Below are 11,731 nucleotides of genomic sequence, written 5' to 3' on the forward strand. Positions count from 1 at the left end.
GCCGGCGCTGAGTCGGCTGTGTCTGGCTCGTGTGCGGGCGGTGTGTTGGTGGCCGTTGTTTGAAAGGTTTGCGGTGTCGATCGAATCGTTTTGGGGTGCGTCCCTGCATTTTCTGGTCCATGGCCTCACCGGGGCGGTGTGGTGGCAGGCGCTGCTGCTGGGCTTGGTGTGCACGCACCTGACCATCGTCAGCGTCACTTTGTACCTGCACCGCCACTCGGCGCACCGCTCCCTGGACCTGCACCCGGCGCTGGCGCATGGTTTTCGCTTCTGGCTCTGGCTCACCACCGGCATGAAAACCAAGGACTGGACCGCCATACACCGCAAGCACCACGCCAAATGCGAGCAGGTCGGCGACCCGCACAGCCCGGTGGTGTTCGGCATCAAGAAGGTGTTCTGGCAAGGGGCCGAGCTCTACCGCGCCGAGGCGCAAAACCCCGACACGCTGGCGCGCTACGGCCACGGCACGCCCGACGACTGGATCGAGCGCCGGCTCTACAGCCGCTGGCCACAGGTGGGCATCGTGCTCATGCTGCTGTTCTACGTCTCGCTGTTCGGGGCGCTGGGGCTGGCGCTGTGGGCCATGCAGATGGTCTGGATCCCGTTTTGGGCCGCGGGCGTGGTCAACGGCATCGGCCATTTCTGGGGTTACCGCAATTTCGAGTCGCCCGACGCCAGCACCAACGTCTCGCCCTGGGGCATCGTGATCGGCGGCGAGGAGCTGCACAACAACCACCACACCTACCCGACGTCGGCCAAGTTCTCGGTCAAGCCCTACGAGTTCGACCTCGGCTGGGCCTACATCCGCGCGCTGTCGGCGCTGGGCCTGGCCCGGGCGCGCAAGACGCCGCCCAAACCGGCCTTTGGCGCCGTGCGGCCCGTGGCCGACGCCGACACGCTCGAGGCCCTGATCGCGCACCGCTACGAGGTCATGGCCGCTTATGCGCAGCAGATGCGCGCCGCCGTGGCGGCCGAACTCGCCGGCCTGCAGGCCCGGCGCTCCGACGCCGCGGCGCTGCGCGCGGTGCGGCGCTGGCTGCACCGCGACGACGCGCAGGTGCCGCCACAGCACCAGGTCCGGGTGCAGCAGGTGCGCGCACAACACCCGACGCTGGCGCAGATGCACGCCATGCGCGAAGAGCTGCGCCTGCTCTGGAGCAGCACTGCGCGCTCGCGCGAACAACTGGCGCAGGATTTGCACGCCTGGTGCCAGCGCGCCGAAGCCAGCGGCATTGCGGCACTGCGCGAGTTCTCCGAGCGCTTGCGCGCCCTGCACTGCGCGCCTGCGCTGGCCGCCTGAGACGGCGCGCAGCCCCCCGCACTGAAGGAGTCGATGACATGGGTTTTCCGTGGCTGCTGGCCTTGAAGCTGGTGCCTTGGGGCGACGTGATCGAGCACGCGCCCAAGGTGCTCGCCGGGGCGCGGCGTTTTCTGGACAAGAGCCGCTCGGGCGGCGGTGCGGCCGGCGTCAACCCGGTGCCCACGGGCCACGGCACACCACACGAGCGCCTGCAGGTGCTCGAGGCGCTGTGCCAGCAGTTGCAGGCCGATCTGGCCCAGTTGGCGCAGACCAATGCCGATCTGGCCGAGCAAAACGCACGCCTGATCGAGCAGGTCGAGCGCCTGCGCAAGCGCAGCCGCTGGCTGGTGGCCGCCTGCGCCTTGCTCGCCTTGGGGCTGGTGATGCTGGCTTGGCAACTGCGCTGACCGCCGAACCATCTGCGCGCTTGCGCCAAGCGCAATTGCCCGCATTGCTCACACTCCGCCCATGCCGCAGTCAATGGTTGCGCTTGGATGGTGTTTGCGCTGGATTGCAGGTTTCTGCCTCCCAAGCGCAGTCGCAGCCGCTGCCGGCCGCGATCCAACGCAGCGCCAGCCGATTCCAGAGCGCGCGCAGCCAGGCACCCAAGGGCAACCGCAGCCCCATCGTCTGGTGACCGCTCTGGGCCGCGGCGGGCAGGCGCAGCAGCGCGCCGCAGCGGTAGCGCGCTTGGCTTGCGTCCCAGCGCAACGAGCGGCAGGCGCCGCGCACGCGCAGGCTGAGCACGATGCCCAGCGGACACGGCTCGGTCAGGCAACACAGGCCGCAGCCATTGCAGGGCTGGCCCAGGGCAGGCTTGGCCGGCGCCTGGGGCTCGACGTGCAGCAGTTGCCAATGCTTGGGCATGGGCGGTGGCCTTGCGTGCGCGGCGGGCTTGGGTCTTGGCGCCTGGCGCCCAGCGCTCAGGCCGTGGCCCGCGCAGGGGGCGCCGCGCCGCGCGCCAGCACCGGCGCCAGGGCGCGCCCGGTGTGGCTGCCTTGGCGCACCAAGTCTTCTGGGGTGCCTTGCGCCACCAGGCGGCCGCCATCCTGCCCGCCTTCGGGGCCGAGGTCGAGCACCCAGTCGGCTTCGGCGATCAGGTCCAGGTCGTGCTCGATCACCAGCACGCTGTGGCCGCCATCGACCAGCCGGTGCAGCACGCGGATCAGCCGCTCCACATCGGCCATGTGCAGCCCCACCGTGGGTTCGTCGAGCACGTACAGGGTGTGCGGGATTTTGAGGCCGCGGCGCGTCAGATCGTGGCGCACCTTGCTCAGCTCGGTCACCAGCTTGAGCCGCTGCGCCTCGCCGCCCGAGAGCGTGGGCGAGGGCTGGCCCAGCGTCAGGTAGCCCAACCCGACATCGTGCAGCAGTTGCAGCGGCTGGGCGATGGCCGGCATGGCGGCAAAGAAATCCAGCGCCTGATCCACCTCCAGCCGCAGCACCTCGGCGATGCTGCGGCCGCGCCAGCTCACGGCCAGCGTGTCGGGGTTGAAGCGCGCGCCGTGGCAGACCTCGCACGGCAGCTTGACGTCGGGCAAAAAACTCATGGCGATGGTGCGCAGGCCCTGCCCCTCGCAGTGTGGGCAGCGGCCCGCGCCGGTGTTGAAGGAAAAGCGCGCCGGCCCGTAGCCGCGCGCGCGCGCTTCCAGCGTGTCGGCGTAGAGCTTGCGGATGGTGTCCCAAAAGCCGATGTAGGTCGCGGGGCAAGAGCGCGGCGTTTTGCCGATCGGGGTTTGGTCCACTTCCAGCACGCGCTCGATGCTTTCGCAACCGATCAGCGCCTGGCAGCCCTGCCAGGCCGGGCGCTCGCCCGCGTCCCAGGCGCGTCGCCCGGCCTGCGTGCTGCGCAACTGCACCGCGCTGGCGGCATTGGCCAGCAACACCTCGCGCGCCAGCGTGGACTTGCCAGACCCACTCACCCCCGTGACCGCCACCAGGCGCCGCAGCGGCAGCCGCAGCGTGAGCTGCTGCAGGTTGTGGCGCTGCGCCCCCTTGACCAGCAGCCAGTCGGGGGCAGGCAAGGAATCGGGGTGTGCGGTGGCGCCGCCCGTTGCGCTGGGCGGGCTGGGGGTGGGGGCCGGCAAGGAATCGGAACGTGTGACTGACGCGCCGGCCGTTGCGCTGGGCGGGCTGGGGGTGGGGGCCGGCAAGGAATCGGAACGTGTGACTGACGCGCCGGCCCCCACCCCCAGCCCGCCCACCCCCAGCCCGAACGCAGCATGAGCGCCCACCCACCGCCGCGCCTGCAGCGGATGGCGCATCGCGTGCAGCAGGTAGCGCCCGGTTTGCGAATCGGGGGTGGCCATCAGGTCGGCCACGGTGCCCTGGGCCACCACCTGGCCGCCGCGCAGCCCGGCGCCCGGGCCGATGTCGATCAGGTGCTCGGCGCGGCGGATCGTGTCTTCGTCGTGCTCCACGACCACCAGCGTGTTGCCCTGGCGGCCGAGCTGCTGCAGGGCATCGAGCAAAATCCGGTTGTCGCGCGGGTGCAGGCCGATGGTCGGCTCATCCAGCACATAACACACCCCTTGCAGACTGGAGCCGAGCTGTGCCGCCAGCCGGATGCGCTGCGCCTCGCCACCGCTCAAAGTGGGTGCGCCACGCTCCAGCGTCAGGTAGCCCAGCCCGACTTGCTGCAAAAACCGCAGGCGCCCCAAAATCTCGGGCAGCAGATCGCGTGCGATCTGCGCCTGCCGCGCCGACAAGGCGCCGCCCTCGGGCAGCGCCTGCACCCAGTCGTGCAGCGCGTGCACGCTCAGCCGCGCCAGTTCGGTGATGGTGCGGCCCTGAAACTTCACGGCGCGCGCCACCGGGTTCAGGCGGCTGCCGCCGCAGGTGCCGCAGGGTTGGTCGCTCAAGTCGTCGAAGTCGGGCTCGCTCAGGCTTTGCTCGCGGCCCTGGCCGTCGTCGGTCGGGCGGCTGTCGTCGAACGCCTGGCGTTGCTGGCGGTTCAGCTGCACCCCGGTGCCCACGCAATCTGGGCACCAGCCGTGCTTGCTGTTGTAGGAGAACAGGCGCGGATCCAGCTCGGCGTAGCTGCTGCTGCACAGCGGGCAGGCGCGCAAGGTCGAGTGGCTTTCCACCTGCCCCACGCCGGCGCCGCGGCCGTCGGCCGCCAGCGCGTGGGCCAGGCTGCCCGGTCGGGCGGCATCGTCTGGGCCGCCGATGCCGCTGAGCACCTGCAGCACGCCCTTGCCGTGTTCGAGCGCGCGCTCGATCAGCTCGCGCAGCGCGGCCTCGTGCTCGGGCTGCACCTCGAGGCTGCCCACCGGCAGCTCGATCTGGTGCTCGCGAAAGCGCTCGAGCTTGGGAAAGCCCTGCGTGGGCACGAACTCGCCATCGACGCGCAGGTGGCTGTGGCCGCGCTGGCGCGCCCAGTCGGCCAGCTCGGTGTAGAGGCCCTTGCGCCCGCGCACCAGCGGCGCCAGCAGGCCGATGTGCTGGCCACGAAAACGCCCCATCAGTTGCCCCAGGATCGCCGCCGGGCTCTGCGGCTGCACCGGGCTGTCGTCGTGGACGCAGTGCTGGGTGCCCAGCTTGACGTAGAGCAGGCGCAGGTAGTGCCAGACTTCGGTCACCGTGCCGACGCTGGACTTGCGCCCACCGCGCGACAGCCGCTGCTCGATCGCCACCGTGGGTGGGATGCCGTGCACGGCATCGACTTCGGGCCGCCCGGCCGGCTGCACGATGCTGCGCGCGTAGGCGTTGAGGCTTTCGAGGTAGCGGCGCTGGCCCTCGTTGAACAGGATGTCGAATGCCAACGTCGATTTGCCAGAGCCGCTCACGCCGGTGATGACGCTGAAGCGCCCGCGCGGAATGGCCAGCGACAGGTTCTTCAGGTTGTGCTCTTTGGCGTTGACGATCTGGATCGACGGGCTGCGGGGGCGGGCTGCGGCGGGCGGTTTGGGATCAAGCCGCCACGGCGGCGGCGGCTCCTGCGCGCGCAGGTCCTCAGCCGCAGCGTAGGCGCGCAGGGCGGCGGCGGTGTGGCTGCTGGGGTGCAGGCGCACCTCTTCGGGGGGGCCTTGCGCCACCACCTGGCCGCCGTCGGCGCCGGCGTCGGGGCCGAGGTCGATCAGCCAGTCGCTGGCACGGATCACGTCGAGGTTGTGCTCGATCACGATCAGCGAATGGCCCGCGTCCACCAGCTTGCGCAGGGCGCGCATGAGCTTGGCGATGTCGTCGAAATGCAGCCCGGTGGTGGGCTCGTCGAACAGCAGCAACTGCCCCAGCGGCGGCGGGCCCGCAGTCCGCGCCGTGGCGGTGCGCGAGGCCGCAGTGAGCGCGGCCGGGCTGACGGGCTGCTGGCTGGCCGCGCCCGGCCGGGCGGGGCGGCGTCGGGTGGCAGCGGCGTCGGTCTGTGCGGCCACCGCCAGGTGCGCCGCCAGCTTCAGCCGCTGCGCCTCGCCGCCGCTGAGGGTGGGCACGGGTTGGCCGAGTCTGAGGTATTCCAGCCCCACGTCCACCAAGGGCTGCAGGGCGGCACAAAAGGCGCGCTCGAGCTTGGACAGCGCCGGGTCAACGGCAGGGAGGTGGGCGCGCGCTGCGCTGGGTGGGCTGGCGGACTGAGCGGCGGTTTGCTCGCTGGCCTGGTCGGCCGGCGGCGCGGTGCCGTGGTCGGGGCCGGTGCCCACACCCGAGCCAGTGCCCGCACCCGCGCCAAACAGCTGCAGCGCCTCGCTCACCGTGAGCTCGAGCAGGTCGGCGGCGTTCAAGCTGCGTCCGCCGCGCTGCAGGCAGACTTCCAGTACCTCGGGGCGGTAGCGCTGGCCCAGGCAATCGGGGCAGCGCAGATAGACGTCGCTCAGGAACTGCATCTCGACGCGTTCGAAACCACTGCCGCCGCAGCCCGGGCAGCGGCCGTCGCCGCCGTTGAAGCTGAACTTGGCGGCGGTGTAGCCGCGCTGGCGCGCCAGCGGCTGCGCCGCCAGCAGCGCGCGCAGGGCGTCCCAGGCGCCGAGGTAGCTGGCGGGGTTGGAGCGCGCCGTCTTGCCGATCGGCGACTGGTCGATGAATACCACCGCGCTCAAGCGCTCGGCCCCCAGCAGGGCCTCGTGCGCCAGCGGCGCATCGGTGGGCTGGCCAAAATGGCGCTGCAGGGCCGGCGCCAGCACGTCCTGAATCAGGGTCGATTTGCCGCTGCCGCTCACGCCCGTGACGCAGACCAGGCGCTGCAACGGGAAATCGACGTCGATCGCCTGCAAATTGTGGGCGCGCACCCCGCGCAGCTGCAACCGGGGCGTGCTGGCGGTGACCATGCGCTTGAAGCCAAAGCCAACCTGCTTGCGCCCGCCCAGGTAGGCGCCGGTCAGGGTGTCGGCGTGGCCCAGGGCGCTGGGTGGGCCGTCGAACACGATCTGGCCGCCGCGCATGCCGGGGCCGGGGCCCATGTCGATGACGCGGTCGGCGGCGAGCATGAGCGCCGGGTCGTGCTCCACCACCACCAGCGTGTTGCCGGCGTCGCGCAGGCGCTGCATGGCCTGCAGGATGCGCCCCATGTCGCGCGGGTGCAGCCCGATGCTGGGCTCGTCGAGCACGAACAGGGTGTTGACCAGCGAGGAGCCCAGCGCCGTGGTCAGGTTGATGCGCTGCACCTCGCCGCCGCTCAGGGTGCGGCTTTGCCGATCCAGCGTCAGGTAGCCCAGCCCGACCTCGCACAGGTATTGCAGCCGGGTGCAGATTTCGTCGAGCAGCAGCTTGAGGGCGGGCGCTGCCGTCTGCCCTGCAGCCAGGCGCGCAAAAAACACGCGCAAGCGCTGCAGCGGCAGGCGCATCAGGTCGTGCAGGCACAGCCCCGGCAGGGCTTCGAGTTGCGCGCGGCTCCAGTCCACGCCGGGCGGCATGAAGCGCTGTTCCGGTGGCAGCACCGCGTCGGCATCGGCCAGGCTGCCCAGCCGCCACAGCAGGCCCTCGGGCTTGAGGCGCGCACCTAGGCAGGCCGGGCATTCGGTGTAGCTGCGGTATTTCGACAACAGCACCCGAATGTGCATCTTGTAGGCCTTGCTCTCGAGGTAGTCGAAAAAGCGCCGGATGCCGTACCACTGGCGCTTCCAGTCGCCGCGCCAGCCGGGGTCGCCTTCGAGCACCCAATGGCGCTGCGCCGGGCTCAGGTGCATCCAGGGCGTGTCGCGTGGGATGCCGGCCGCCTCGGCGTGGAGCAGCAACTCGTCCTGGCATTCCTGGTAGGCTGGGGTCTGGATCGGCTTGATGGCGCCGGCGCGCAGGGTGCGTTTTTCGTCCGGAATCACCAGCCCCCAGTCGATGCCGATGACGCGACCAAAACCGCGGCAGGTGGGGCAGGCGCCCAGCGCTGAGTTGAAAGAAAAATGCGCCGGCAGCGGCTCGGCGTAGCGCAGATCGCTCTCGGGGCAGTGCAGGCCGGTGGAAAAACGCCACACCGTGGGTGCGGGCGCGGCGGACGAGTCTGAACTGACCGACGGTTTGGGTGGGTAGGGCGCGTCCGTGACCGCGATTGCAGGTGCCGCAGGCGCGCTGTCCGCCATCGGGGCGTCCTGCAGATAGACGTTCAGGCGCCCGGCGCCGTGCTCCAGGCAGCGCTCGATGGCTTCAAGCACGCGCGCGCGCTCGGCGCGGCTGAGCAGCAACCGGTCGGCCACCACGTCGAGCACCTGCACCGGCGCGCTGCCGGGGCCGCTGCCGGCCTGTAGGCGCTGCCCCAGCACCCTGGTGTAGCCGCTGGCGCTCAGCCACTGCTCCACCTCCTGCGCGCTGCTGCTGGCCGGCAGCAGCACCGGAAAAGTGAGCAGCAGACGCGGCTCTTGCCCCGTGCGGTCGCACTCTTGGGCGCTGCGGCGCAGCAGCTCGGCGTAGAGGGTGTCGGGGTGGTCGGCGCGCACCGGCAGCGCCGTCTGGCGGTCGTAAAGCTGCGCTGCGCGCGCATAGAGCAGCTTGAGGTGGTCGTTGAGCTCGCTCATCGTGCCCACGGTGGAGCGTGAGTTGCGCACCGGGTTGCTCTGGTCGATGGCGATGGCCGGCGGCACGCCCTCGACCCGATCGACCGCCGGGCGGTCCATGCGGTCGAGGAACTGGCGCGCGTAGGCGCTGAAGGTCTCGACGTAGCGGCGCTGCCCCTCGGCGTACAGGGTGTCGAACACCAGGCTGGATTTGCCCGACCCGCTCGGTCCGGTGACCACCGTCAGCTCGCCGGTGCGCAGATCGAGGTCGAGGTTCTTGAGGTTGTGCTGGCGCGCCCCGCGAATGCGGATCAGCCCTTCGGGCTCGGGTTGCCGGTGCGGCCCGTGCGCCGCAGAGGGCGCAGGCGAGTCGGGCGCACCCTTAGGGTCGGGCACTGCGCTCAAGTCGGGCGGCACGGGCTGGGGCTGCGGCAAGGGCCTTGGGCCGGTTCAGGGCTTGACGATCAGCACCGGCACCTTGGCGTAGGTGAGCACTTTTTGCGCCACGCTGCCCAGTATCAGCGCCTTGACGCCGGTGCGGCCATGCGAGCCCATGACGATCAGGTCGCAGCCTTCGTCCTGCGCGGTTTCCAGGATGCCTTCGTAGGTGCTGTTGCGTTCGATGGTGTCGGCGGCAAAGGCCACCCCCTGCGCTTCGCAGCAGCGCTGGATGTCGCCCAGCGCGCGGTCGGCGGCGGCTTGTGCTTCGCCCATGTAGGCCTGCAGGCCGGCGGCCGAGGCGTCGCCGATGCCGATGTAGGGGAAGGGGTCGATCACGTACAGCCCGACCACCGACGCCCCGTGCACCTTGGCCAGACCGGCGGCAAACTCGGCCGCACCATGCGCCAGTTTGGAGCCATCAGAGGGCACCAGGATTTTTTTGAACATCGCGACTCCATGCGTTGAGCCGTTTGCACGGCGGGGCCATCATCTTAACCAAGCTGGGGTGGTACCGGGCTGGTGCCGGTGCCGGCTTGCAGCTGGCGCTGACCGATGCGCTGCCAGCAGGCCCGTTGCTGCTCCGGGCTGAAGGCGCTCCAGTGCGCGATTTCCTCCAGCGTGCGCCAGCAGCCCAGGCACAGGCCGCTGCCTGCGCCCATGCGGCAGACGCCCACACAAGGCGAAGGCATGGCGCGCCCAGCGGGCGTGCGGCGCAGCGCCGCCGCAGCGTCGGGCCGCCGCGCAGGGGCGGTATTGGGTTCGGGTTCGGGGTCGGGTTCAGGCGCGTACACGGGCGCACTGTAACGCCAGTGCGCGTTGCGTGTGTGCCGTGGGGGGATGGGTGGGCTGCGCTGGCCGGGCGGGCTGCAGCTTGCTGTTCGAAGTACAGCGCGCCCAGCTCAAGCATGTGTGGGCACCTGTTCACCCAGCCATGCGGTGTTGATGCACACGTTGCGCACCCCGCCACGGGCCAGAGCTTCCAGGTGCCACAGCATCAGCCTGCACGGCCAGCAGGGGTTTGGGGAGGGTATCGGTCAGCGGGCGCATGCGCTTGACACGGCCTGCGGCCAAGGCAAGTTCTGGTGCAGCACCTCGCGAAACAGGAGCAACAGGGCCGACAACGCCTAGTTCCGGGTGGAGGCCGTGGCACACATTGCCCTGCACGGCCTAATGTGTTATAAATGTGCCCACATTGGGGGTGCCCAATGTCGGCCGGGAGGCGCAATTTCTCCAGTAGCTTTGGGGGTTTCGGTGGCGGCTCATTGGATGATTCTGCCATGCTTGACACCAGATGATGTGTCCAACTTTGGTTTTCTATAGGGAGAGGCCATGCTATACACTTTTCGCGCCAGTTCTGAGTTTGCACCCGGATGGGTGCGGGCTGTACGTTATGCATGATTACTTTGGAGGCGCCGGTGTTCCCGCAGTCTGTTATCGAGCAGCTTGACTACTACGTCTATTTCCTTCGCGACCCAAGCAACAAGGAAGTCTTTTACGTTGGCAAAGGCAAGGGAAATCGAGTGTTTGAACACGTCGCGTGCGCATTAACCGACGTAACTGAGTCAGACAAACTTGACCGTATCAGAACAATTGAAAATTCCGGAAAGTCCGTTGAGCATTTCGTGCTTCGTCACGGGCTCACTGAACGGGCTGCATTTGAGGTCGAGGCTGCTGTTATCGATTTCGTTGGCATTCCCAATCTATCCAATCTTCAAAGCGGGCATTATTCCACGGACTTTGGTATCAAGACCACAGAAGAAGTTATCGCTATGTACTCGGCTCCTCCGTTTGAAACAGACAAGCCGGTGTTGCTCATCAACATCAATAAGCTGTTCGATCGAGAAATGACCGCAACTGAGATCTACGACGCTACCCGAAAATCATGGGTCGTCGGGCCACGAAGAAGCAAAGCGAAATATGCCGTCGCCACTTACCGTGGGCTTACACGAGAGGTCTACGTAATCAACGAGTGGTACCAAATAGGTGACCGGTGGGGTTTCAATGGGGAACGCGCTGATGAAACCATTCGAACCAGCCTTCGATACAAGTCAGTTGCAGGCATGTCCAAACGAGGGGCCGCCAATCCCATTCGCTATATCAACTGCTAGCTATCATGCCTAATTCACGTTAGGCTGCATCATGGATGCCTCATTGATCCCACCGGGTGAGTACTGCTACAGGGTTGTCAAAATCCGAGAAGGTGAGATACTCAGCAAAGACATAAATAAGTTTGGCCGTGAACTTCGCGAGTTTTCATATAACGGTGCCTACAAGGAAGTTCTTTGCCCCTACTGGAATCGAACTGAATATGGCACTGTTCGGTGTGATTTCTTGGACAAGGAATTCGTTGACGATGAAGATTCGAATGCAATCGGAAAGATAATTGCTCATTTTGGCTCGTCAGATGCGCCCGAGAAATTTGGGCGATCATGGGCTTTGTCAGACGAAATTAAAATTTGTGGGGTCCGAGAGGATGAAGATGGCGAGTGGGCCGAAGAAGCCTAACTGTCCGATCCCGGACGACTGTATAGACTTGCAGCGCCAAGGATTGTTCATGGCACGCGCCGTGTTGCGTGAACTGGTGCATGATCTTGCTCTTGCGCACCGTCCCCGTCCTGGAGTTTCCTCATGATGATTGCCTTGCACAAGCGTGCCCGCACCACCCCCGCGGTACGCGCCGAGATTGCCGCCAGCACGCTGAGCGCAGCCGCCCTGGCGCAGCGCTACGGCATCAGCCCAGCCACCGTCTACAAGTGGAAAAAGCGCAGCACCTTCACCGACTGCGCGCACACCGCACACCGGCTCCAGACCACGCTCACCCCAGCGCGGGTGCGTGCGGATGGATGAATGCCAGCAAGTCTGCCCACGGGACGATGCGATCCATCTGTTCGAGAAACTCACGCTTGCGCGTGCGCTTGACTTTGCGTTCAAACCCGGTGCTGGAGAGGCGGGTCTGTTTCATGAGCAGATTATCTCAGGCGTGAGGGGTTGTGCAGACCTTCCCTGGAGCGGCGCGTGAAATCCGACGAAAAGAAGCTGGAAAAGCAATCTGGCAGACTGCCCAGAACCGACA

Annotated in this window: 8 protein-coding genes and 3 pseudogenes; 5 read left to right on the plus strand and 6 right to left on the minus strand. The window is 67.7% G+C overall.

Annotated elements, in window-relative coordinates:
- Positions 1-55: 55 nt before the first annotated feature.
- Together AAAZ40_RS02980 and AAAZ40_RS02985 are read left to right on the plus strand one after the other, a co-directional pair.
- Complete coding sequence (locus tag AAAZ40_RS02980; protein WP_476661097.1) at positions 56-1,300, plus strand: DesA family fatty acid desaturase; 1,245 nt, start codon at positions 56-58, stop codon at positions 1,298-1,300.
- Positions 1,301-1,338: 38 nt separating this feature from the next.
- On the plus strand, positions 1,339-1,707 hold the full coding sequence (locus AAAZ40_RS02985; protein WP_476661098.1) for a hypothetical protein: 369 nt from the start codon (positions 1,339-1,341) through the stop codon (positions 1,705-1,707).
- A 70-nt stretch (positions 1,708-1,777) separates the two neighbouring features.
- On the opposite strand, the gene AAAZ40_RS02990 is transcribed toward AAAZ40_RS02985, so the two are convergent.
- The 5 genes and pseudogenes from AAAZ40_RS02990 to AAAZ40_RS03010 all read right to left on the minus strand — a co-directional run.
- The gene (locus AAAZ40_RS02990) at positions 1,778-2,167 is read right to left on the minus strand and encodes a hypothetical protein (RefSeq protein ID WP_476661099.1); all 390 of its coding nucleotides are present in this window, start codon (positions 2,165-2,167) and stop codon (positions 1,778-1,780) included.
- Positions 2,168-2,223: 56 nt separating this feature from the next.
- Complete coding sequence (locus AAAZ40_RS02995) at positions 2,224-8,532, minus strand: excinuclease ABC subunit UvrA (protein ID WP_476661671.1); 6,309 nt, start codon at positions 8,530-8,532, stop codon at positions 2,224-2,226.
- A 135-nt stretch (positions 8,533-8,667) separates the two neighbouring features.
- Positions 8,668-9,105: a universal stress protein gene (locus AAAZ40_RS03000; RefSeq protein WP_476661100.1), complete on the minus strand. Its 438-nt coding sequence runs from the start codon at positions 9,103-9,105 to the stop codon at positions 8,668-8,670.
- 44 nt (positions 9,106-9,149) lie between these two features.
- A complete protein-coding gene (locus AAAZ40_RS03005) occupies positions 9,150-9,449 on the minus strand; it encodes a DUF1289 domain-containing protein (protein WP_476661101.1) in 300 nt (99 codons plus the stop codon).
- Between the two features lie 120 nt (positions 9,450-9,569).
- Positions 9,570-9,705, minus strand: a pseudogene (locus AAAZ40_RS03010) (nucleotidyltransferase family protein); the annotation flags it as partial.
- 347 nt (positions 9,706-10,052) lie between these two features.
- Here AAAZ40_RS03010 and AAAZ40_RS03015 point away from each other — a divergent pair.
- The 3 genes and pseudogenes from AAAZ40_RS03015 to AAAZ40_RS03025 all read left to right on the plus strand — a co-directional run.
- The gene (locus tag AAAZ40_RS03015) at positions 10,053-10,766 is read left to right on the plus strand and encodes an LEM-3-like GIY-YIG domain-containing protein (RefSeq protein WP_476661102.1); all 714 of its coding nucleotides are present in this window, start codon (positions 10,053-10,055) and stop codon (positions 10,764-10,766) included.
- A gap of 31 nt (positions 10,767-10,797) precedes the next feature.
- A complete protein-coding gene (locus AAAZ40_RS03020) occupies positions 10,798-11,163 on the plus strand; it encodes a hypothetical protein (RefSeq protein WP_476661103.1) in 366 nt (121 codons plus the stop codon).
- Between the two features lie 123 nt (positions 11,164-11,286).
- Positions 11,287-11,487 (plus strand): annotated as a pseudogene (locus AAAZ40_RS03025) (helix-turn-helix domain-containing protein); the annotation flags it as partial.
- Here AAAZ40_RS03025 and AAAZ40_RS03030 read toward each other — a convergent pair.
- Positions 11,486-11,620, minus strand: a pseudogene (locus tag AAAZ40_RS03030) (IS5/IS1182 family transposase); the annotation flags it as partial. The pseudogenes AAAZ40_RS03025 and AAAZ40_RS03030 overlap by 2 nt on opposite strands.
- Between the last annotated feature and the right edge of the window lie 111 nt (positions 11,621-11,731).

Source organism: Serpentinimonas sp. SMBJO2 (assembly GCF_056341105.1).